Genomic DNA, 24,900 nt, shown 5'->3' on the forward strand with positions numbered 1-24,900 from the left:
AAAGCTCCTTTCCGGGAGCTTTTTTTGTAAATGATTACTTTTGAATCATGGATTTCATTAAAACCACAGAGCAAGACTCCAACCACAACCATCTGGAAAAGATGCCTGTTTCTGAACTGCTTAAAAACATCAACGAAGAAGATAAAACCGTGCCTCATGCTGTTGAAAAAGCACTGCCGCAAATTGAAGCATTAGTAGAGCAAATTGTGGTAAAGCTTAAGGAAGGCGGACGCCTATTTTACATGGGTGCAGGAACAAGCGGAAGATTGGGTATTGTTGATGCTTCAGAATGCCCTCCTACCTTTGGTGTGTCTCACGATTTGGTAATCGGATTAATTGCTGGAGGCGATTCAGCGATTCGTAAAGCTGTTGAATTTGCCGAAGATTCCAAAACTCAAGGTTGGAAAGATTTACAAGAATACAACATCAATGCAAAAGATGTTGTAGTTGGTATTGCGGCTTCTGGCACTACGCCTTATGTCATTTCAGCTTTAGAAAAATGTAACGAAAATAATATCATTACAGGTTGTATTACCTGTAATCATAATAGTCCATTATCGCAAGCTTCAAAATATCCTATTGAAGTTGTGGTGGGTCCAGAATTCGTCACAGGAAGTTCAAGAATGAAAGCCGGAACTGCTCAAAAGTTAGTATTGAATATGATTACCACATCAACAATGATTCAACTGGGTCATGTTAAAGGTAATAAAATGGTAGACATGCAACTAAGCAACAACAAACTTGTGGAAAGAGGAACCAAAATGATTATGAAAGAGATTCAAGTTTCCGAAGCAGAAGCTTTAAATTTACTAAATCAACATAAAAGCGTTCGAAACGCAGTTAAACATTATAACAATGGAAGAAAATAGAACAGACAAACAAGTATTATTTAAAGGTATTAAAACACTAATTTTTGCATTGTTAAGTCTATTTATGGGTCCAATACTACTCAGTTTTGCTTTTAGTAAACCTGATGATAAACTGTATTATCCTTTACTTATTGTTGGTTGTGCAATTTCTGCTTTGGCAGTTATTATGTTATTTAAAGGCATCCGAACCATCATGAATAGCATGTTCAAAAAGAAGTAACTTTTCATTTATACTAGTCCATTCGAGTGATTTCGATAAAATTTTATCGAGAATTAATATACTTAGCGAGTTGGATTTAAAGATTAACCAACTCATTACAATTAAATTATAGATAAGATATCGTCATATCGACAAATTGACCCCGATAGTTATCGGGGGAGTGATGAGGTGCTTCCTCGTGCTGAATAACATGTTTAACATCTATTATTCCTATATAAGTGATTATAAAACAACAACATATAGAACTCAACTCGCTAGTAAATTATTCTGATGAAACCTGCTTTGGCGTAGTTGGATTATAGCCAAATTCATTATCATTAATCACAATACCCAAACTATCAAAAATATAATTGATAATGGCATAATGATGAATGGTATGGCTATTCGCTTGAGCTAATAGAGCGCCATAAGTATAAGATATTTCGGTTTTTCCTAAGCCTAAATCATCAGTCACTAAAACAATATCTTTAATATCAAACGAAGCAGAACTTAACCGTCCTATAATTTGATTGAGATAATCTTGAGCGCAACCGCAATCGCACTCCACAGCTTTATTTCTACTTCTAGCCGTTAAATCAACTTTATCATCTTCAGCATTAAAAATACAATCGTAAAAATCTAAAATATGCCTGATATGGCATCCAATGCTAGAATAGTAAGGCGACACCGAAGCATCACTTAATTGGGAGTTGGATAAATTATCTAATAAAATTTGAGATTTACGAAGTGTTTTAAGCGTAGATTGGATGATTAAGTTCATGGACACTAATTTAAATAAATAATTTGAATTTCAAATAAGACTTCAGTTTAGTCTAGTCTCTCGTAAATCCTTACAAAAATGCTTAGTATTCAAAAGAGCAAAAAAGCGCGACTTAAGATATTTGATAAAAACTGCCACAAGAATATCTCATAATAAAGAAACGTCATTCTGAGGAGCGCCAAAGCGCGACGCAAGAATCTGCCTCACTTATACCGAATTCTTCAAATCCTCTAAAACCAACCGCAATTCCCCATAACTAAACTTATCATTCAACTGATGTTTTAAATCCGATAAATTCTCAAAAGTTGTCTTGGGTATCAAAACTTTCAATTCTTCATAATGGTCGGCAGACATCAAATCTGTAATCTTCACCTCACCAGTAACCATAAAACTCGCTAAATGCCCAATAATCGTATTGGTATTCAACTCCCGTAAATCTGCAATCTCCTGCACCGATTTCCCAGATTGAAACAAGGCTAACGATTCCTTTTTAGTATCCCCTTTTTGGCGTTTAGGGGTTTTGGGCGCATCAAAAATCTCAACTTCAGCAGCCGTTTCAATATCATTTTCCTCACAATACGCCTTAATCACCTTCAAAATTGCAGCACCATACTTCTCCACACGGGTTTTCCCCATGCCATTTACCTTAAGCAATTCCGCTTTATTGGTAGGTAAGGTTTCACACATTTCATACAACGCTTTTTGGGTAAAAATCTGATAATGAATTAAATCCTTCTCCGCAGCAATGTCATTCCGTAACAAACGTAGCTTTTCAAAAAGTTCCACATTGCTCGTCCCTTCAACAATAGACTTTCGTGCTTTTTTAGGCGCTTCCTTTCCAGAAAATACCGCTTTTGCCCGCAACTCTAAAAATTTACGCGCTTCAAAACCTGTGTCTAATCCTTTAAAATACAACACCTTTACCGTTAATAAATCTTCAAAAGCGTCCAAATGTTTAGTAATCTCACCACCTACCGCTTGGTTATCTGTAGTAAAGGCAAAGGTTTTTAAAGGCGCTAAAATCTTAGTATCGGTTTCTGCTTTAAAATAAGCAATACCCTTTTTAAAACGCTCTTGAATCAAAACACTGTCTTCAGGCAAACCACCATCCAAAGCAAGTTGTTGTAACTGAGTATTAAACCCATTAGCCACTTTCAAAAAGTTAGTAATACAATCTTTAATAGGTACAAAAATGTCTTCTACCTTCCCTTCTACCACCGTTCTATTTTTATAATACACATCCAAAATCCTGTTCAACGGATACAAAAACCCATAAAACTCAAAAATCTCAGCAATCAAATCCAACTGAAACTGCTTCTGCGAATCCGCCAAAACCGTTTCATCGGGCGCATTCTCTTCAGCAGCTTCGTTAAAACGCGCTACATTACCATCACTAATAATCTGGCTAGCATGTATCTTGCTCTTCAACACCAAACCTTCTAAGGATTTACATCTACTCAACGCCACATACGTTTGCCCATGCGCAAAAGCACCAGCCGCATCAATAATGGCCTTTTCAAAGGTTAAACCCTGGCTTTTATGTATCGTAATACTCCACGCCAGTCGTAAGGGCATTTGGGTGTACGATCCTATTTTCTCTTCAGTAATCGCCTTCGTTTCAGCATCAACCGAATAATTAATATTCTCCCAAGTTTCGGGCGTCACGTTAATATTAAAATCATCCTCAGGGCAATGCACCACCACTTCATCACGGTCCAACAAAATCACTTTCCCTATCTTACCATTAAAATAGCGTTTCGCAGGGTCGCTGTCATTCTTAACAAACATTACCTGCGCCCCAACTTTCAACTCCAAATCCACAGCATTCGGGTAGGCATATTCCGGGAATTTCCCATCCACTTCCGCCCTATACGTAAACGGTTTCGTCGTTAATTTTGCCAGCTCACTCCTATTGGTCGCCTCCGCTTTGTTGTTGTGTGTGGTTAAACTTATGTAACCCGCATCAGGCTCTGGCGTAAAATCAGGCACAAACCGTTTATTCAACTCATCCGCAGCCCTTTGGCTCAAGGCATTGTTCCGTATCTCATTAAGAATTTCAATAAATTTCGGATTCTCCTGCCGGTAAATATGCTGCAACTCAATGGTAATCGCATTACACTCTCTAAACGCCTTACTACTAAAAAAGAAACCGTTAGCATACACATGCTTCAACAACTCCCACTCCTGCTCCTTAATCACGGGGCTTAGTTGTTGCAAATCGCCAATCATCAACACCTGCACACCACCAAATACCTTGTTGCGATTTCTAAAACGGCGCAAGGTGCGATCAATCCCATCCAGCAAATCGGCGCGCACCATACTAATCTCGTCAATCACCAAGAGGTCCATACTCTTAATAATATTAATCTTCGTCTTGCTAAACTTGCGGTTAAACCCCTTGCTGGCATTCAAATCCGTATCCGGTAAAATGGGACCAAAAGGCATCTGAAAAAACGAATGTATCGTCACACCCTTCGCATTAATCGCCGCCACACCCGTAGGCGCCACCACCACCAAACGCTTTAAACTATGCATCTTCAAACGGTGCAAAAACGTGGTTTTACCAGTACCCGCCTTACCCGTCAAAAAAATCGATCGGTTTGTATTATTTACAAATTGCCACGCCAATTCCAACTCCCTATTCTCTGCCATTAATACACTAAAAATTAAAAAAATGAAGATACTAATATTGACTATTTTTCTGGGCGGGTTTTTATAAAAAAATAAAAACCGCGCTATCCGTTACTAGTTTTGGCTCGATGCGCGCCTCGCCAAAAGCTAACCACTACTATCGCTCCCGCATGTGTCTGCCAAGGTCAGTTTAAAACCTAAAAAACAATTTCTATTTGCAAAGGTCAATTTCTTATTATATAAATTTAAAAAAGTGCTATTATTCTTATAAAAAATTTTATTTTTATAGTGTAGTTAACCAATTTTACCATCTAAGTATTATCCTAGTATACTTTAAAAGATTTAGACCTTTAAATGACTGAAGATATTAACCAAAATCCTGAACAAATAGCTCGTGATAAAATAGACGAAATGCTACGAGAAACTGGATGGTTAGTTCAGTCTAAAAAGAAAGTTGATTTATCTGCAAACAAAGGAGTTGTTGTTCGTGAATACCAAACTGATGTTGGTCCTGCCGACTATGTTCTATTCGTAGACCGAAAACCTGTCGGAATTATAGAAGCGAAACGTGAGGACGAAGGACACAGACTTACAGTTGTTGAGGAACAATCTTCAAATTACGCCAACGCAAAATTAAAATACTTAAATAACGACCCTTTGCCTTTTGTTTACGAAAGCACAGGAACAATAACACGTTTTACAGATTATCGAGACCCAAAACCAAGAGGTAGAAATGTTTTTAGTTTTCATAAACCAGAAACAATTGCAGAATGGTTGAAAAAGGGAAAAAGTCTTCGAGAAAGACTTTTATCAATACCTGCATTAGATGAAACTGGACTTCGTCCTGCTCAAATTGTTGCAGTTAATAATCTGGAACATTCTTTTAAAAAGAACAGACCAAAAGCCTTAATCCAAATGGCAACTGGAGCTGGAAAAACATTTACAGCTGCAACATTTGTATATCGTTTGCTAAAACACGCAGATGCAAAACGTATTCTATTTTTGGTGGACACCAAAAACCTTGGAGAACAAGCCGAACAGGAATTTATGACTTTTCAGCCAAATGACGATAACCGAAAATTTACAGAATTGTATAATGTACAGCGTTTATCTTCAAGCTATATAGCTTCTGATAGTCAAGTGTGTATTTCAACAATACAGCGTTTGTACTCTATTTTAAAAGGAGAAGAATTAGACGAAAGTGCTGAACTCGATAATCCAAACGAAAATTCGTGGTTGCAGAATAAAATGTCAAAAAACAAAGCGGTTCCTGTGGAGTACACACAGAAAGTACCTATTGAACAATTTGATTTTATAGTCATTGACGAAGCTCACCGTTCTATTTATAATTTATGGAAACAAGTACTAGATTATTTTGATGCTTTTCTAATTGGTTTAACAGCAACACCAGACAAAAGAACTTTTGGCTTTTTTAATGAAAACGTTGTGAGTCAATACACATACGAAGAATCGGTAACTGATGGCGTAAATGTACCGTATGATGTTTACACGATTGAAACGGAAATTTCTCAAAATGGAGAAACTATAAAAGCAGGTTGGTTTGTAGACAGACGAGATAAACTAACACGTAAAAAACGTTGGCAGCAAGAAGATGAAGACACGGATTACAAACGCAACGATTTAGATAAAAAAGTTGTCAATCCTAGTCAAATTAGAAATATAATTCGTGAATACAAAAAGGCATTAAAAACGACTATTTATCCAAAACGTGTTGATGAAAATGGAGATTACGAAGTACCAAAAACATTAGTATTTGCAAAAACAGATAGTCATGCAGACGATATTATAAAAATCATTCGAGAAGAGTTTGACGAAGGAAATGACTTTTGTAAAAAAGTAACTTACAAAATTGAGGAAGACCCAAAATCAGTTTTAAACCGTTTTAGAAATTCCTATTATCCTCGAATTGCAGTTACAGTTGATATGATTGCAACTGGAACAGATGTAAAACCTTTAGAAGTTTTACTATTTATGCGAGATGTAAAAAGCATCAACTATTTTGAGCAAATGAAAGGTCGTGGAACACGAACGATTAATAGCGATTCTTTACAACTCGTAACAAAAACAGCCAAAACCAAAACGCATTTCGTAATTGTAGATGCTGTTGGTGCTACAAAATCTAAAAAAACTGATAGCAGACCTTTAGAACGCCAAAAGTCTGTACCAATGAAAGATTTATTGGGTGCAATAACAATGGGAGTTGCAGACGAAGATTTGTTTTTGTCTTTAGCAAACCGATTGATTCGTTTAGAAAAACAAATCACAGAAAAAGAAAAAGAAAAATTATTGGAGTTTTCTGGTGGTAAAAATTTGAAGCAAATTACCAAAGAATTAATTATTGCTTTCGACCAAGACGAAATTGAAACCAAGGCACAAATTGAGATTGACAAAATTCCTGTGCAAGACCAAACACCTGCTTTAATTGAAGATGCAAAAAAGAACGCACAAGAAAAATTGATTTTAGAAGCTAGTAAAACGTTTAACGGAGAATTAAATGACTACTTAGATAATGTTCGTAAACAACACGAACAAATAATTGATAGCGTAAACATAGATACCGTTACAAAAAGCGAATGGGAAACCACTTCTGTAGATAAAGCAACAGAAATTGTAAAAGATTTTACTGAATATTTAGAAGCCAACAAAGACGAAATTAAGGCTTTGAGTATTTTTTACAATCAACCTTATAATCGTAGAGACATTACGTTTAAAATGATAAAAGAGGTAATGGAAAAACTACAATTAGAAAAACCATCATTAGCACCTGATTATGTTTGGGATGCTTATGCAACCATCGAGAATGTCAGCCTGAGCGCAGTCGAAGGCAAAAGAAAACCCAAAGACGAATTAACTGCGTTGGTATCTTTAATTAGAAGAGCTTGTGGAATAGATAGCGAATTGAAAGCTTACGACAAGACCATTGAAAACAATTTTAAAACGTGGATGTTTAAGCAAAACGCAGGACAACACAATCGTTTTTCGCAAGAACAACTAGACTGGTTAAGAATGATAAAAGACCATGTTGTTAGCAGTTATCATATTGAGATTGACGATTTAGATTATACACCTTTTGATGCCAAAGGCGGAAAAGGAAAAATGCACCAATTATTTGGCAACCAAATGAATGACATTATTAATGAACTCAATGAAGTACTAGCAGCATAATGAGAGAGGATTGGATTGAATGTACGTTGGGAGAAGTGTTCGATTTTATTGGAGGAGGTACACCTAGCAAAAGTAATCCTGATTATTGGAATGGTAATATTCCTTGGGCATCAATAAAAGACCTAAAAGGCGATAACTTAATAAGTACACAAGACTTTATTACTGAAGAAGGTTTAAAAAACAGTTCGGCAAATATTGCAAATGAAAATGAAATAATTCTCGCAACAAGAATAAGCCCAGGTACACCGATTTTATCGAAAATTAAAACAGCTATAAATCAAGATTTAAAAGTTGCTAAACCAAAAATTGAATCCGAAATAGAATATTTCTTTTGGTTATTTAATACACTAAAACCTGAAATACTTAAACTTTCAAGTGGCACAACGGTATTAGGCATCAATCTTCCAAATCTTAAATCTGTTGAGTTTTTATTGCCTCCTATTCCCCTCCAAAAAGCAATCGTCAAAAAAATAGAAGAATTATTTAGCAGTTTAGATAGTGGAATTACAGACCTTAAAAAAGCACAAGACCAATTAGTTGTTTATAGACAAGCGGTTTTAAAAAAGGCTTTTGAGGGAGAATTGACGAAAGAATGGCGAGAGAAAAATCCTTATAAAATGGATTCTTTCAAAGAAAAAATAAAGAAAGATAAAGAGGATGCAATAAAATCCAAATTAATCTCTAAATCCAATTATTTTCCTGAATTTGAAGAAAAGGAATTAACATATAAGACACCTAATAATTGGCTTTCATTACCTTGGAAAACCACAACTTCAAACAATAAATATGCTATGAAGAGAGGTCCTTTTGGAAGTGCTCTTAAAAAAGCTTTTTTTGTTGAAAAAGGAATCGTTGTTTACGAACAAGGTCACGCAATTAATGATGACCCGTTTAGGCACAGGTATTTCATAACACCAAAAAAGTTTGAAGAATTAAAAGCTTTTAAAGTACAAGGTGGAGATATGATAATTAGTTGCTCTGGTGCAACTTTAGGTCGAATCTCATTACTTCCAGATAATGCAGATATTGGTGTAATAAATCAAGCTTTACTTAAAATTGATTTAGATGAAAATATTATTTTGAAAAAATTCTTTTTGCTTTTATTCCGTTCAGAAACATTTCAAAGATTAATTTTTGCAAAATCTTTAGGAACAGCAATGCCTAACATGATTGGAATGACAGAATTAAAAGAAATTCCTATTCCAATCCCTTCAATAAAAGAACAACACCAAATCATACAAGAAATAGAAAGTCGTTTATCGGTTTGTGATAAAGTAGAAAAAGACATTGCAGACAGTTTAGAAAAAGCCCAAGCCTTACGCCAAAGTATTCTTAAAAAAGCATTTGAGGGTAAACTATTAAGTGAAGAAGAAATTGCAGCTTGTAAACAACATAAAGATTACGAACCTGCTTGTGTTTTGTTAGAGAAGATAAAAGAAGAGAAAAAGAAGAAGTAATGGCAAAAAAAATAATTAAAATAATGGTTTCTTCTGCTGTGTACGGATTTGAAAATGAAATTCGGCAAATTTGCGCTACAATAGACTCTTACAGTAATTCAAAGTACTCTTATAAGGTACTTAATAGTCATATAGGTTCTATTCCTTCCATTCCAGGTTTCTCACCTACAGAATCTTGTTTAAGAGCTGTTGAAGATTGTGATTATTTTTTAGGTATTATCTTACCTAGATATGGTTCAGGTATCACCCATCAAGAATTTGACAGAGCAATCGAGCTTGGTAAACCAAGAGGATATTTATCTCATTTCTCGGTACGTTATGCCAGAGATATTTTAGCTCAATTTATGTATACTAACATAAAAGAAAGAGTTAAAAATCCAGATTTTGAGTTTAAAGCCACACCAGTTTTTCAGGATGCTCGAATTATAGATATGTATGATGATGCTATTGGAGATGGTAAACCTATTGAACAACGTTTATGGGCACAAGAATTTGGGCATACGAATGGAGATGCCTTGGTTCACGTAGAAGCCAATTTTAGTGATATTGAAAGATTTAAGAATGATTTAGATAATTTAAACGATGAATAAAAACGAACAACTTTTAATAAACCTTATAAAAGAAGGTAAAAGTGAACAACTAGAGTTCAAAACAGTTGTTCATAAAGATAGTATTGCAAAAAACCTTTGTGCATTTTTAAATGCAGATGGCGGAAGAGTAATTGTAGGAGTCGCTGATGACAGTGAAGTTTTGGGTATTGAAAATGCAGTTTCTTATAAAGAAGATATGCAAGCTTTTTTAATCAATGCCATAGTCCCTGATGTGCCTATTAGTATTTCGGTTGAAATTTTAAATCAAAAAGAATTATTGGTTTTTAAAGTTTGGGGTGGCAGCAAACAACCATATATTTATGATGGTAGTATATTTTACAGAAAAGGAAGCAAAACCCAAAAGGCAACATCCAAAGAAATAGCATCACTTATTCACGATAGACAACAATCTGAACAACATTGGGAACGCCAACTAGCAGTAGGTGTGGAATTAGAAGATTTAGATATTGACTTAATAAAAGCAACTATTTCTGTTTCTAAATTCAATAACCGGAGTAGTTTTAAGAATGATGATATTTTAGAATTTCTTATACATTATGGTTTATATGTTAACGGTTCTTTCACTAATGCTTGTGTAGTTTTATTTGCTAAAAACCCAAGTAAATTTATTCCTCAAGTTAGGGTTCGATTAACTGAATATGCAGAAGGTAAAAGTGATAATGCTTTAATTCGAAATGAAATTTTTGAAGGAAACTTATTTGAAACAAGAGATAAACTAGAACGTTATGTAAATGGTTTAGGCGTAAGAAGTGTATTTGATAAAAAACAATGGAAACGTTTAGATTTTACGTTTCCTAAAAGAGCATTACAAGAAGGAATCATCAATGCTTTAATGCATAGAGACTATAGCAGTTTTTCAAGTAGTGTTACCATCAGTGTTTATCCAGATAAGTTTATGATTTCGAATAGTGGAAAACTTCCTGATGATATTAAGGTGAAAGATTTAAAAAAGAATCACGATTCTCATCCTGTTAATCCAGATATTGCACATATTGTATTTCTTAATGGTTTAATTGATAAACTTGGTAGAGGTACTATTAGAATGATAGAAGAATGTAAAGATGCTGGTTTAAAAGCACCTATTTGGAAAGAAACTTCTTCTGGTGTTGTACTCACTTTTAATGGTCCTAAAGGTTTAGCTGAAAAGAAAGAAAGAAATGATGCTGTAAATGATGCTGTAAATGATGCTGTAAATGATGCTGTAAAACAATTTATAAATGATGCTGTAAGTGATGCTGTAAATGATGCTGCAAGTGATGCTGTAATTAAACGGTTAATACAAGAGGTTTTGCTGCTTTTAGTAGAAGGAGGTAAAGGTCTGAAAGATTTAATGGCTTCATTTAATGTTGCCAGAGCAACTATGCAAAGAGATATGGCTCTTTTAAAAGCACATCAATTTGTAGTGTTTAAAGGTTCGCCTAGAACAGGTGTTTATGAATTAACAGACTCATTTAAAAAAGAAATCGAAAAAATTTAAGATGACAGACTCAAGTATAATATCAAAAATATGGAACCTTGCCAATGTACTTCGTGACGATGGTGTTGGTTATGGAGATTATTTAGAACAAATAACGTATTTGCTATTCTTAAAAATGGCAGATGAATTAAACAAACCACCTTACAACAAAGGCTTGGTTTTTCCTAAACTAAAAGATGTTGAAGGTAATGAAGTTGCAGATGCAGAAGTAGCCAACTGGGAAACATTATCTAGCAAACGTGGCGCAGAATTGGAATCGTTTTACAGTCAATTATTGCGTACACTTTCCACAGAAAAAGGAACGCTTGGACAGATTTTTACCAAAAGTCAGAATAAAATTCAAGACCCTGCAAAACTGCTAAAAGTCATAAATCTAATAGACAAAGAAGATTGGTCTATGATGGGAGCAGATATAAAAGGTAAAATTTACGAAGGACTTTTGGAGAAAAATGCAGAAGATACCAAAAGTGGAGCTGGTCAATACTTTACACCTAGAGCATTAATTAAAACAATGGTAGCTTGTGTAGAACCAAAACCAATGAAAACCATTGTTGACCCAGCGTGTGGAACTGGAGGCTTCTTTTTAGCAGCTTACGATTGGATTGTAGATAACAATAAATTAGACCGAGAAGAAAAAGAGTTTTTAAAGAACAAAACCTTTTACGGAAACGAAATTGTTGCCAACACGCGCAGAATGTGCTTAATGAATATGTATTTGCATAACATTGGAGAAATAGACGGAGAATCATTTATAAATCCAAATGATGCGTTAATTGCAGATGATGGAGAACGGTATGATTATGTTTTAGCTAATCCTCCTTTTGGTAAAAAAAGCAGTATGACGTTTACCAATGAACAAGGGGAAATTGTAAAAGAAGATTTAAGTTATAATCGTCAGGACTTTTGGGAAACCACTTCAAACAAGCAATTAAACTTTTTACAACATATAAAAACACAACTAAGAATTACAGGAGAAGCAGCAGTTGTGCTTCCAGATAATGTGTTATTTGAAGGTGGGGCTGGTGAAGAAGTAAGAAAACAATTAATGAAAACTGCCGATTTACATACCATTTTAAGATTACCAACAGGTATATTTTATGCGCAAGGAGTAAAAGCAAATGTGTTGTTTTTTAATAATAAACCCGCAAGTAAAGAACCTTGGACTAAGGATATTTGGTTTTACGATTACAGAACAAACGTACATCATACACCAAAGAAAAGTCCGATGCGACAAGAGCATTTAAAAGAGTTTATCGAGTTATATAATGGCAAGAACATAAACAAACGAAAAGAAACTTGGAGCGAAGAAAATGACGAAGGAAGATGGAGAAAATATACTTATGATGAAATCATTGCAAGAGACAAAACGAGCTTAGATATTTTTTGGCTAAAAGACAAAAGTTTAACCGATTTAGACAATCTACCAGATCCAGATGTTCTGGCAAATGAAATAATTGAAAACATAGAATCTGGACTGAATAGTTTTAGAGAAATAATGGAAACGATAAACGGAGAATCGGAATAGAAAATCAGAAAATCGTTTAAAAAACCAAATTAAATAACCTACCATGAGTACATTTTTAACCGGAAAGGACTTAGAAAACAAATTAACCGATATCATTTGGAATGCTAAAAAATACGTGGTCATAGTATCTCCCTTTATTAAATTAGATGATTACGTAAAATCAGTATTTGAAAAAATAAAAAGTAAACATGAGATAAGCTTGTACATCGTTTTTGGCAAGAATGAGGAATACAAGCACAAAAGTTTTAATGAAGAAGATTTTGACTTTATTAAAGAGTTTAAAAATGTAGCTATTCTTTATAATAAAGATTTACATGCAAAGCATTACTCAAATGAAAGTGAAGGGTTAATTACATCATTAAATTTATATGGCTACTCAATGGTTAATAATATAGAGTATGGCGTGTTTTTTTCTAAATCCTTATTAAATCCAATAGATAAATTATATGAAGAAACTTATAACTTTACCTATCAACTTGTACATGAAACTAGCGAAGTTGTATTTCTAAAAAAACCTCAATACTCAAAAAAATTATTTGGACTGTCAAAGCAATACGAGCAATCTAATATTGTATTTGATATTTCAGAAGATTTTTTCTCGGGAAATAATTATGAATCTAAAATGCTAACTGATTTTGATTTAGAAGTTGAAACATCTTTAGAGAAAAAGTTTGAGACTAAGCCTCAAAGATATGATGACAAAACTAACTCAAATGAAAGCATAGCAAAAGACAAAAAAAATACTGGCTATTGTATTCGAACAGGAATTGAAATACCATTCAATCCAGAACAACCATTATGTATTTCAGCTTGGAGAACATGGAAGATGTTTGAGGACCCTTATTACCCAGAAAAGTACTGTCATAAAACAGGTAAACCTTCTGATGGTAGAACTTCTATGGCAAACCCAATTTTAAAGGACAATATATTTTAGTTAAATAAAAACTCAATTCAACACCCGCCTAATAATCTTTTGAATATCACTATTATCCTGTTGCCGTATTAAAAAGGTTTCCAAATCTTCGGTGGTATTAATCTGTTCGGTTTTATCAATAAAACCATAACCCAAATAGGTACCTTGTTCTATCATAATAAAGGCATCTTCGTACTCGTAACGTCCTTTTTGTTTTAAAACCACATCTTTTTTGTTGGTTTTGATGCTCTCTATAGCTTGTAAAACACGTTGGTTATACTGCTCAAAAGCTTCTTCGTCTTTACAAATCCCATTACAAGTATGTATTTTAAAATGGTTGCAAGTGCTAACGTTTTCCTGTAAATGGCAATACTTTGGGCAGAGTTCAAATTGGCTACACAACTGTTCTATCTCTTGGCGGCATTCCGTTATAGAATGTAAAATCAGTATCGGGTTTGGTGTGGCTTTAAGGGTGTTATACGCCAAATGTAAAATCCCTTTTCTATCAGTATAGCTAAAAATAGCATACATTTTAGGCGCACGTTTCGCCACTTTGTTGTATTCTGGGTAATGTTGTTTTATGGCTGCATCTTCCATAAGTAAGGCAATCAATTCGCTACCAGAAAGCGCAAAATCAATATCAGCAGTCTCTCTGCACATCGCCAAAGATTTCTTCGTCTTACTATAAAAATGACTTAACACACGCTTCTTAATGTCTTTCGCTTTCCCAACATAAATAATCTTCCCTTTTTTATTTTTAAAATAATACACACCAGGAGTATTGGGTAAATTATTAAAAACAGCCGTTGGTAAATGCGAAGGCAATGTCGCTTCCTTAGACGATTTTTTTAAGAAATCATTGAACACCATTTCCGCCTGTTCTTGAGCCAGTAAAAGTTCAAATAAAATAACCGTAGCTTCAGCATCACCTCGCGCCCGATGACGATCTGCAATATGAATATGCAACGCATTGCACAATTTCCCTAAACTATAAGATCGATGACCAGGAATCAGTTTTCGCGCCAACCGAATGGTACATATCTTTTTTCTGTTAAAATCAATACCAACAGCTTTAAACTCATTCCGAATCGCGTTATAATCAAAATTAACATTATGCGCTACAAAAATACAATCATTAGTAAAGTCAAAAATAGCCTGCGCAATCTCTGAAAACGTTGGAGCATCAGCAACCATACCATTATCAATACCCGTAAGTGCCGTAATATAATCTGGAATAAGCATCTGCGGATTAATCAAAGACGTAAACTCATCAATAACCTGTGTCCCATCATATTTAAAAATAGATATCTCAGTAAGCTTGTTGCTTTTACCTGTGGTTTCAACATCTATAATAGTATATTTCATATTTGGGACTAAATCTTGATACTTATTTTAAAGGAGATTAAAGATATTAAAAAAGTACAATTTAAGAATTAAAAGATAGTAATTAGTCATTTCTGTAGAAGTCAACTAATTCGATGACAGAATTAACCAAGAGATTAATTTTGTTCCATGAGAAATAACAACGACGACCTAACCTTAAAACGCAATTACCTCCAGAAATACCAGTTTTTGATTAGTGAGTATGAACTGGTGAAGAACAAGTGCCATCCCAGGTATCGATATGTCAAGGATTTTCATGAGGCCAATGGCACTGATCGACGAAGCTTTTTAAAATATTACAATAGGTTCAAGCAAAGCGGAAAAGCAGAAGACCTGTTGCCCCAGAAGCGTGGGCCAAAGTGGAAGAGCAGAAGGCCTCTGCCCTTTATTGAGCAAAAAGTCATAGCGTTAAGAAAGCAGGGGAACAACAAATACGAGATTAGTTGTATTTTAAAGCCCCAATTAAGACAGTTTACCCCATCGCCATCTGGAGTATATAACATCACCAAGCGCTATGGGCTAAACAAGCTAACACCAAAGATGCAATCCAACAAACGACGTATCATAAAAGAAAAGGCTGGGGAACTGGCACACATAGACACACATTATCTCCCAAAAGGTATCGTAGCCAAAGAACCTAAAAAACGGTATTATCTGTACGGTATCATAGACTCGTGCACCCGTGTGGCATGGGTAGAACTTACAGAAGACCTAACCGCGTTAACAACCATGTTTGCGGGACTTAGAAGCTTCAATATCCTTTCTGAACATTACAATATAAAGTTCAGGGAGGCTCTTACGGACAATGGACCCGAATTCGGGCAGAAACAAAGTAAATCAAAGCATAACCACGCCTTTGAGCGGATGCTGTCCGAACTTGGGGTCAAACATAGATATATAAGACCCTATAGGCCACAGACCAACGGAAAAATTGAACGCTTTTGGAGAACCATTGAGGACGACCTAATAAGAGAGACATATTTCGAATCCAAAGAACATCTAAAAGAGGAAATATTACAATACCTTTACTATTATAACGAGGAAAGGCCTCACCAAAGTTTAAATGGTAAAGCTCCTAACAAGTTTAACAAAAATTGTCCTCGAATTAGTTAACCTTTACAATTTCGACAGAGAGAGGAACGAACGACGAGAAATCACATATGGTATGGCATTGAATAGACTTAGTCATGTCGCACAAAAAGAGGTATCATATACCTCCTAGCTATAATTTTAGTTTGTAGCAAGTGGGATTTGGCATGCCACTAAAGTTTAATACAAAAAAAAGAGTCTAACTACATAAGTAATTAGACTCTTCAAAAAAGGCGACGACCTACTCTTCCACAAATGTAGTACCATCGGCGCTAATGGGCTTAACTTCTCTGTTCGGAATGGTAAGAGGTGAGCCCCATCGCTATAACCACCTTAAATTTTGAGTATTTAGACTTTAGTACTTAGTAATTAGAATACTTACACGTCTAACTACTTTGTACTAAGTACTAAATACTTTCACGTTATTGCGTGACTAATATCTTAACATATTGAAAATAAGAAACATGATTGTGTAATAATTATGGAACTTATAAAAAAACAACGCGCCCCCCATTACCCTTGCGGGCAAGTGTCCTCCCCCGGTTGGGGGAGTTAGAGGGGCCTTACAATAAGCCTATGGGTTATTAGTACTACTCGGCTGCGGACGTTACCGCCCTTGCACCTGTAGCCTATCAACGTGGTCATCTCCCACGACCCTTTAAAGAAATCTCATCTTGTGGTGGGTTTCGCGCTTATATGCTTTCAGCGCTTATCCCTTCCCAACGTAGCTACCCTGCAGTGCCGCTGGCGCGACAACAGGTACACCAGAGGTTGGTCCAACTCGGTCCTCTCGTACTAGAGTCAGATCCACTCAAATTTCTAACGCCCACTGTAGATAGAGACCGAACTGTCTCACGACGTTCTGAACCCAGCTCGCGTGCCACTTTAATGGGCGAACAGCCCAACCCTTGGGACCTTCTCCAGCCCCAGGATGTGACGAGCCGACATCGAGGTGCCAAACCCCCCCGTCGATGTGAGCTCTTGGGGGAGATCAGCCTGTTATCCCCGGCGTACCTTTTATCCTTTGAGCGATGGCCCTTCCATGCGGAACCACCGGATCACTATGCTCTACTTTCGTACCTGATCGACCTGTATGTCTCTCAGTCAAGCTCCCTTATGCCATTGCACTCTGCGCACGGTTACCAAGCGTGCTGAGGGAACCTTTAGAAGCCTCCGTTACTCTTTTGGAGGCGACCACCCCAGTCAAACTACCCACCAAGCACTGTCCCTTCACAAGAAGGTTAGACTCTAGATAAGCAAAGGGTGGTATTTCAACAATGACTCCACAACGCCTGGCGACGCCGCTTCAAAGTCTCCCACCTATCCTACACATTACTTATCCAAAACCAATACTAAGCTATAGTAAAGGTGCACGGGGTCTTTTCGTCCCACAGCGGGTAATCGGCATCTTCACCGATACTACAATTTCACCGAGCTCATGGCTGAGACAGTGTCCAGATCGTTGCACCATTCGTGCAGGTCGGAACTTACCCGACAAGGAATTTCGCTACCTTAGGACCGTTATAGTTACGGCCGCCGTTTACTGGGGCTTCATTTGAATGCTTTGCTAAAAGCTAACATCTCCACTTAACCTTCCAGCACCGGGCAGGTGTCAGGCCATATACGTCTTCTTTCGAATTAGCATAGCCCTGTGTTTTTGATAAACAGTCGCCTGGACCTTTTCACTGCGGCCCCGCCGAGGCGGGGCGACTCTTCTCCCGAAGTTACGAGTCTATTTTGCCTAGTTCCTTAGCCATGAATCTCTCGAGCTCCTTAGAATTCTCATCCCAACCACCTGTGTCGGTTTAGGGTACGGGCCGCTTCCCTCGCTTTTCTTGGAAGTCGATTCTCTGGGTTATCACCGCAACCGAAGTCTTAGTGTACTATCGCCGTGTTACCACTGGCTTCAACGTGCTATTCCGTCAGCACGCACCAAATATTCGCCTCCGTCGCTTTTAGCGGGAGCGGGTACAGGAATATTAACCTGTTGTCCATCGACTGTCCCTTTCGGGTTCGCCTTAGGTCCCGACTAACCCTCAGCTGATTAGCATAGCTGAGGAAACCTTAGTCTTTCGGAGTGCGGGTTTCTCGCCCGCATTATCGTTACTTATGCCTACATTTTCTTTTCCATGCGTTCCAGAAGACCTCACGGTCAACCTTCAGCACCCATGGAATGCTCCCCTACCACTTTCGTCCATAGCTTCGGTAGTATGTTTATGCCCGATTATTATCCATGCCGAACCGCTCGACTAGTGAGCTGTTACGCACTCTTTAAATGAATGGCTGCTTCCAAGCCAACATCCTAGCTGTCAAAGCAGTTCAACCGCGTTTTTTCAACTTAACATACATTTGGGGACCTTAGCTGATGGTCTGGGTTCTTTCCCTCTCGGACATGGACCTTAGCACCCATGCCCTCACTGCAATACATCATTTTATAGCATTCGGAGTTTGTCAGGAATTGGTAGGCGGTGAAGCCCCCGCATCCAATCAGTAGCTCTACCTCTATAAAACTAATATTACGCTGCACCTAAATGCATTTCGGGGAGTACGAGCTATTTCCGAGTTTGATTGGCCTTTCACCCCTACCCACAGGTCATCCGAAGACTTTTCAACGTCAACCGGTTCGGTCCTCCACTGTATGTTACTACAGCTTCAACCTGCCCATGGGTAGATCACACGGTTTCGCGTCTACCACTACCAACTATAGCGCCCTGTTCAGACTCGCTTTCGCTACGGATCCGGACCTGAAGTCCTTAACCTTGCTGGCAACGGTAACTCGTAGGCTCATTATGCAAAAGGCACGCCGTCATCACGCGAAACGCGTGACTCCGACCGCTTGTAAGCGTATGGTTTCAGGTTCTATTTCACTCCCTTATTCAGGGTTCTTTTCACCTTTCCCTCACGGTACTAGTTCACTATCGGTCTCTCAGGAGTATTTAGCCTTAACGGATGGTCCCGCCAGTTTCACACAGGGTTTCACGTGCCCCGCACTACTCAGGATACCACTATATCCACACTCTTTACCTATACGGGACTATCACCCTCTATGGTTCCTCTTTCCAAAGGATTCTAATTCATCATGCTTCTAATGTCGTGGTCCTACAACCCCAGTATTGCCGTAACAACACTGGTTTGGGCTAATCCGCGTTCGCTCGCCACTACTTACGGAATCACTTTTGTTTTCTTCTCCTCCGGGTACTTAGATGTTTCAGTTCTCCGGGTTCGCCTCCTTGCGGATACTATATCTTCAATATAGTGGGTTGCCCCATTCGGATATCTACGGATCAATTTGTATGTGCCAATCCCCGTAGCTTTTCGCAGCTTATCACGTCCTTCATCGCCTCTGAGAGCCTAGGCATTCCCCATACGCTCTTTTGTAGCTTATTGTACTTTTGTCTTTTTAATGAGTTTACTATCGGCTTTTAGCTATTCGCTATTAGCCTCTAGAGTTATTATTGCTCGTTACAATAATTAATTTTATTAAATATTTCTATCTAATTTTCATGTATCTTTTTTCAATATGTCAATGAACGTGTGGCGAGTCGCCACTGACAAACATTTATCAGTTTTGATTTGCCGCAATACGCTTGAAATAAGTAATACTTATCTCTAGGCATTGCCTAGTGGAGAATATCGGAGTCGAACCGATGACCTCTTGCGTGCAAGGCAAGCGCTCTAGCCAGCTGAGCTAATCCCCCGTCTTTCTAGTTGGCAGTCCACAGTCTCAGTCTGCAGTCGTTAGCCGACTAATGGGGTGTTAACCACTTCTAGAATTTCCTTTCAATATACAATGAACTTAACCATTATTGACTGAACTTATCGTTAGCCATAACAGGTACCCACCTTCGTGGGCATACTCCGCACTTGCATGCTTCGTAGTCTCAGGCAGACTCGAACTGCCGACCTCTACATTATCAGTGTAGCGCTCTAACCAGCTGAGCTATGAGACTGTTGTTAGTCGTTAGCCGTTAGTTATTAGTAGTTAGCACAAGACTAACATCTAATTACTAATGACTTATTACTATATTTCTTAAATTAACAGCAATGAGAATAAACTATCTCTCGTAATAGTTTTGATACTTAACCAGTCGTCTTTCTCTAGAAAGGAGGTGTTCCAGCCGCACCTTCCGGTACGGCTACCTTGTTACGACTTAGCCCTAGTTACCGATTTTACCCTAGGCCGCTCCTTGCGGTGACGGACTTCAGGCACTCCCAGCTTCCATGGCTTGACGGGCGGTGTGTACAAGGCCCGGGAACGTATTCACCGGATCATGGCTGATATCCGATTACTAGCGATTCCAGCTTCACGGAGTCGAGTTGCAGACTCCGATCCGAACTGTGATAGGGTTTATAGATTCGCTCCGCCTCGCGACGTGGCTGCTCTCTGTCCCTACCATTGTAGCACGTGTGTAGCCCAGGACGTAAGGGCCGTGATGATTTGACGTCATCCCCACCTTCCTCTCGGTTTGCACCGGCAGTCTTGCTAGAGTTCCCATCTTTACATGCTGGCAACTAACAACAGGGGTTGCGCTCGTTATAGGACTTAACCTGACACCTCACGGCACGAGCTGACGACAACCATGCAGCACCTTGTAAAGTGTCCGAAGAAAAGCCGATCTCTCAGCCTGTCACTCTACATTTAAGCCCTGGTAAGGTTCCTCGCGTATCATCGAATTAAACCACATGCTCCACCGCTTGTGCGGGCCCCCGTCAATTCCTTTGAGTTTCATTCTTGCGAACGTACTCCCCAGGTGGGATACTTATCACTTTCGCTTAGCCACACAGCCGAAGCCGTACAGCTAGTATCCATCGTTTACGGCGTAGACTACCGGGGTATCTAATCCCGTTCGCTACCTACGCTTTCGTCCATCAGTGTCAATACATTGTTAGTGATCTGCCTTCGCAATTGGTATTCTATGTAATATCTATGCATTTCACCGCTACACTACATATTCTAACCACTTCACAATGATTCAAGACTAGCAGTATCAAAGGCAGTTCTACAGTTAAGCTGCAGGATTTCACCTCTGACTGACCAGTCCACCTACGGACCCTTTAAACCCAATGATTCCGGATAACGCTTGGATCCTCCGTATTACCGCGGCTGCTGGCACGGAGTTAGCCGATCCTTATTCTTACGGTACCGTCAAGGTGCTACACGTAGCACGGTTTCTTCCCGTATAAAAGCAGTTTACAACCCATAGGGCAGTCTTCCTGCACGCGGCATGGCTGGATCAGGGTTGCCCCCATTGTCCAATATTCCTCACTGCTGCCTCCCGTAGGAGTCTGGTCCGTGTCTCAGTACCAGTGTGGGGGATCCCCCTCTCAGGCCCCTACCTATCGCTGTCTTGGTGCGCCGTTACCGCACCAACTAACTAATAGGACGCATACTCATCCTTTACCGTAACCTTTAATATAATGCCCATGCGGACGCTATATGTTATGGGGTATTAATCTTCATTTCTAAAGGCTATCCCCCAGTAAAGGGCAGATTGTATACGCGTTACGCACCCGTGCGCCGGTCGTCATCTGGTGCAAGCACCAATGTTACCCCTCGACTTGCATGTGTTAGGCCTGCCGCTAGCGTTCATCCTGAGCCAGGATCAAACTCTTCATCGTTAAATTTTTAAGTCTCTTACGACTTGTTTGCTTAACAACTAATTTAGAATCTATAGTACTCAAAATGGTCTATTCTCTTTATTGATCAAAATTCGTTCCTTCGATTCCCGTTTCCACGGGAACGACAAACTGATGTTTTGCCGTTTCCGGCAAGTCATCTCTTGATCTTACGCTGTCAATTCAATATGTCTATGAACTTTTTTATACTTCTCTTCGAGTCTTTCCTCCCAAAGCGGGTGCAAATATAAAACCCTTTTTTTACCCCCACAATACTTTTTGAAAAATTTTTTGGAAATATTTTTTTAACACTATTCCTCAATTCCAAAACATCCTGCGGATGAAATCCAAAAAAACAACCTTGGCCGTTTTTGCGGGTGCAAACATAGCACCCTTTTTCTATTCTGCAATGACTTTTTTGATCTTTTTTTTAAAAGTTTTTTTGACCCTTTTTAATGCGCTTGTTCTCTGATGGTTACATGCCTTAAAATTTGCCACAATGACTGAATCAAGACATCTTAAGCACTAGAAAATGTTGTGTATTAATTACTATGTATCGGTACATTGTACATATATTCATTTTGCCTTGATGCACTATTTGAATGAAAATGTCCAGTGGACATATTCGTTTAAATACATGGAACCAAAAAATCAAGTTCAAGCCGAGGCATTTTTCAGTTTTTGAAAAACTGAAAACCCGATTGAAAACTCCGCGTCGAACTTCGTTCTCCTGTTCTCGGAGCTTTTCTTCTCCTATGCTCCGCCTTGACTGTCAATTCCACGAATTGATTCGGGGCTTGACTTTCTTATAGCTCTATTCTTGATCTTACTTTATTTTCTTTCTTTTGGCTACGCAATAATAGCTCCAGAAAAGTCTGTAGCTGTGTATTGGAACTTATGCTCGTAAACTCGCCCGCGTAAGGGATAGAAGCGGCATCCTTTTTAAAATCTTGAGAAGATAAATTTTAAAAAGAACAGTAATGATTGAGATTGCCACGTCGTACCTCCTCGCAATGACGTGTTTTTTAAAAAGATATAGCGGATAGCCCGACCCGACCTTAGGAGGGGAACGCCCAACTTCTGGATATAATTTCGATTATATATCGAAATCACTCGAAGTGACATTTATATATACATATATTGCGTGGATTTGTTTATACTATTATCTTTGTTGCCCATTTTAAATTGATTTATGATACAGATTACTTTGCCCGATGGCAGTGTGAAAGCGTTTGAGGAAAACGTTACACCGATGGATGTTGCGAAAAGCATTAGTGAAGGTTTGGCCAGAAACGTGATTTCAGCCAGTTTTAACGGTACAACTGTTGAAACCGTGACGCCTTTGACCACCGATGGATCGTTAGTACTTTATACATGGAGGGATGATGAGGGGAAACGGGCGTTTTGGCATTCTTCGGCGCACGTTTTGGCACAGGCGATTGAGGAGTTGTATCCTCGAGCTAAATTGACCATTGGGCCCGCAATTGAAAATGGGTTTTACTACGATGTGGATTTTGGTGAACATAGTGTTTCGGAAAAGGACGCGAAAACCATTGAGGATAAAATGCTGGAGATTGCGCGTGGGAAGCATGATTTTAAAATGCGCTCTGCTACTAAGGCCGAGGCTTTAACGCTCTACAAAGACAACGAGTTTAAAACGGAGCTTATTGAGAACCTTGAAGATGGTACAATTACATTTTGCGACCACAGTACGTTTACGGATTTATGCCGTGGTGGGCATATTCCAAATACTAGTATTATAAAAGCGGTAAAAGTGACCAGTATTGCCGGTGCGTATTGGCGCGGTGATGAAACGAAACCTCAGTTAACCCGTGTGTACGGAATCTCTTTTCCTAAACAAAAGGAACTGAAAGAATATCTAGAACTACTTGAAGAAGCTAAAAAACGTGACCATAGAAAACTAGGCAGGGAACTGGAATTGTTTACCTTTTCACAAAAAGTTGGACAAGGTTTACCGTTATGGTTGCCTAAAGGCGCTGCTTTACGTGAACGTTTGGAAAACTTTTTGAAGACTGCACAGAAAAAGGCAGGTTATGAAATGGTGGTTTCGCCACATATTGGGCAGAAAGAACTATATGTGACCTCTGGGCATTACGCAAAATATGGTAAGGATAGTTTTCAGCCCATTACTACGCCGAAGGATGATGAGGAGTTTTTATTGAAACCTATGAATTGTCCGCACCATTGTGAAATATATAAAAGCGCACAATGGAGCTACAAGGATTTACCAAAGCGTTATGCTGAATTTGGTACAGTTTACAGATATGAGCAAAGTGGTGAATTGCATGGTTTAACGCGTGTAAGAGGGTTTACCCAAGATGATGCACATTTGTTCTGTATGCCCGATCAATTGGATGAAGAGTTCAAAAATGTTATTGATTTAGTACTTTATGTATTTGGTTCGTTAGGTTTTGAAAACTTTACCGCGCAGGTTTCTGTGAGGGATCCTGAAAATCCAGACAAATATATTGGTGATGTTGAAAACTGGGAAAAGGCGGAACAAGCTATTATTAATGCTGCCGAAGATAAAGGATTGGATTTTGTAATTGAGGAAGGCGAAGCGGCATTCTACGGGCCAAAGCTAGATTTTATGGTGAAGGATGCTTTGGGCAGAAAATGGCAGCTAGGAACAATTCAGGTGGATTATAATTTACCAGAGCGTTTTGATTTGACTTATAAAGGCAGTGATAATGAATCTCACCGCCCAGTAATGATACATCGTGCACCTTTTGGAAGTATGGAACGTTTTGTGGCGTTATTGTTGGAACACACAGGTGGAAACTTCCCGATTTGGTTGATGCCGGTACAAGCTAAAATATTGTCGCTTAGTGAGAAATATGAAAAATATTCTGAAAAAGTTTTAAATTTGCTTGAAAATCACGAAATTCGCGCCCTTGTTGACCACAGAAATGAGACAATAGGGAAGAAAATTCGGGAAGCTGAAATGCAAAAACATCCGTACATGCTCATTATAGGTGAGCAAGAGGAAAAAGAAAATAAAATAACTGTGCGAAAGCACGGTGGCGAAGATTTAGGAATTATTTCTATAGATGCATTCGCCGAAATAATAAAAGAAGATATTACCAAAACGTTAAAATCGTTTTAAAATATATTAAAATATAAGTTTAATTAAAAAACAGAT

At 38.2% G+C, this 24,900-nt stretch carries 13 protein-coding genes, 2 tRNA genes and 3 rRNA genes; 10 read left to right on the forward strand and 8 right to left on the reverse strand.

Translation table 11 applies throughout. The annotated features are described in order from the left end of the window. The first annotated feature begins 47 nt into the window (after window positions 1-47). Window positions 48-869: an N-acetylmuramic acid 6-phosphate etherase gene (murQ, locus tag AC1B0Z_RS05585; protein ID WP_483794621.1), complete on the forward strand. Its 822-nt coding sequence runs from the start codon at window positions 48-50 to the stop codon at window positions 867-869. Next, window positions 856-1,089, forward strand: a complete 234-nt coding sequence (locus AC1B0Z_RS05590) for a DUF6095 family protein (protein ID WP_483794623.1) — start codon at window positions 856-858, stop codon at window positions 1,087-1,089. The genes murQ and AC1B0Z_RS05590 overlap by 14 nt, the downstream gene beginning before the upstream one ends. Window positions 1,090-1,351: 262 nt before the next feature. Here the strand turns inward: AC1B0Z_RS05590 and AC1B0Z_RS05595 are convergent, their stop codons facing one another. Together AC1B0Z_RS05595 and AC1B0Z_RS05600 are read right to left on the reverse strand one after the other, a co-directional pair. After that, window positions 1,352-1,849 (reverse strand): hypothetical protein, encoded by a 498-nt coding sequence (locus tag AC1B0Z_RS05595; protein WP_483794624.1) that lies wholly within the window; start codon window positions 1,847-1,849, stop codon window positions 1,352-1,354. A 207-nt stretch (window positions 1,850-2,056) separates the two neighbouring features. After that, window positions 2,057-4,501, reverse strand: coding sequence for a helix-turn-helix domain-containing protein (locus AC1B0Z_RS05600; protein ID WP_483794625.1), 2,445 nt, complete (start codon window positions 4,499-4,501; stop codon window positions 2,057-2,059). 333 nt (window positions 4,502-4,834) lie between these two features. On the opposite strand from AC1B0Z_RS05600, the gene AC1B0Z_RS05605 reads away from it, so the two are divergent. Genes AC1B0Z_RS05605 through AC1B0Z_RS05630 form a run of 6 tightly spaced genes read left to right on the forward strand, consistent with a single transcriptional unit; the run spans window position 4,835 to window position 13,670 of the window. Next, window positions 4,835-7,666 (forward strand): type I restriction endonuclease subunit R, encoded by a 2,832-nt coding sequence (locus AC1B0Z_RS05605; protein ID WP_483794626.1) that lies wholly within the window; start codon window positions 4,835-4,837, stop codon window positions 7,664-7,666. Further along, a complete protein-coding gene (locus tag AC1B0Z_RS05610; RefSeq protein ID WP_483794627.1) occupies window positions 7,666-9,123 on the forward strand; it encodes a restriction endonuclease subunit S in 1,458 nt (485 codons plus the stop codon). Before AC1B0Z_RS05605 ends, AC1B0Z_RS05610 begins: the two co-directional genes overlap by 1 nt. Continuing rightward, window positions 9,123-9,713: a DUF4062 domain-containing protein gene (locus AC1B0Z_RS05615; protein WP_483794628.1), complete on the forward strand. Its 591-nt coding sequence runs from the start codon at window positions 9,123-9,125 to the stop codon at window positions 9,711-9,713. The genes AC1B0Z_RS05610 and AC1B0Z_RS05615 overlap by 1 nt, the downstream gene beginning before the upstream one ends. Continuing rightward, window positions 9,706-11,211, forward strand: a complete 1,506-nt coding sequence (locus AC1B0Z_RS05620; protein ID WP_483794630.1) for an RNA-binding domain-containing protein — start codon at window positions 9,706-9,708, stop codon at window positions 11,209-11,211. The genes AC1B0Z_RS05615 and AC1B0Z_RS05620 overlap by 8 nt, the downstream gene beginning before the upstream one ends. 1 nt (window position 11,212) lies before the next feature. Further along, window positions 11,213-12,736 carry a class I SAM-dependent DNA methyltransferase gene (locus AC1B0Z_RS05625; RefSeq protein ID WP_483794632.1) on the forward strand — a complete coding sequence of 508 codons (1,524 nt, stop codon included), beginning with the start codon at window positions 11,213-11,215 and terminating at the stop codon, window positions 12,734-12,736. 43 nt (window positions 12,737-12,779) lie between these two features. After that, window positions 12,780-13,670, forward strand: coding sequence for a phospholipase D-like domain-containing protein (locus tag AC1B0Z_RS05630; RefSeq protein ID WP_483794633.1), 891 nt, complete (start codon window positions 12,780-12,782; stop codon window positions 13,668-13,670). Between the two features lie 12 nt (window positions 13,671-13,682). Here AC1B0Z_RS05630 and AC1B0Z_RS05635 read toward each other — a convergent pair whose 3' ends face one another. Beyond that, window positions 13,683-15,014 carry an exonuclease domain-containing protein gene (locus AC1B0Z_RS05635; RefSeq protein WP_483794635.1) on the reverse strand — a complete coding sequence of 444 codons (1,332 nt, stop codon included), beginning with the start codon at window positions 15,012-15,014 and terminating at the stop codon, window positions 13,683-13,685. Between the two features lie 147 nt (window positions 15,015-15,161). Between AC1B0Z_RS05635 and AC1B0Z_RS05640 the strand changes: the two genes are divergently transcribed. After that, a complete protein-coding gene (locus tag AC1B0Z_RS05640; RefSeq protein ID WP_483791788.1) occupies window positions 15,162-16,145 on the forward strand; it encodes an integrase core domain-containing protein in 984 nt (327 codons plus the stop codon). Window positions 16,146-16,349: 204 nt separating this feature from the next. Here the strand turns inward: AC1B0Z_RS05640 and rrf are convergent. The 5 genes from rrf to AC1B0Z_RS05665 all read right to left on the reverse strand — a co-directional run bounded on the left by rrf (window position 16,350) and on the right by AC1B0Z_RS05665 (window position 21,740). Continuing rightward, window positions 16,350-16,457 (reverse strand): 5S ribosomal RNA (rrf, locus tag AC1B0Z_RS05645). A gap of 228 nt (window positions 16,458-16,685) precedes the next feature. Then, window positions 16,686-19,508, reverse strand: a 23S ribosomal RNA gene (locus AC1B0Z_RS05650). A gap of 237 nt (window positions 19,509-19,745) precedes the next feature. After that, window positions 19,746-19,819 (reverse strand) — tRNA-Ala (locus AC1B0Z_RS05655). A gap of 178 nt (window positions 19,820-19,997) precedes the next feature. Next, window positions 19,998-20,071, reverse strand: a tRNA-Ile gene (locus AC1B0Z_RS05660). A gap of 152 nt (window positions 20,072-20,223) precedes the next feature. After that, window positions 20,224-21,740: ribosomal RNA gene (locus AC1B0Z_RS05665) — 16S ribosomal RNA — on the reverse strand. Together the 16S, 23S and 5S rRNA genes with 2 tRNA genes alongside form the textbook arrangement of a ribosomal RNA operon. Window positions 21,741-22,929: 1,189 nt before the next feature. Between AC1B0Z_RS05665 and thrS the strand changes: the two genes are divergently transcribed. Further along, a complete protein-coding gene (thrS, locus tag AC1B0Z_RS05670; RefSeq protein WP_483794637.1) occupies window positions 22,930-24,864 on the forward strand; it encodes a threonine--tRNA ligase in 1,935 nt (644 codons plus the stop codon). The last annotated feature ends 36 nt before the right edge of the window (window positions 24,865-24,900 follow it).

It is taken from the genome of Hyunsoonleella sp. J2K-J805, assembly GCF_057167125.1.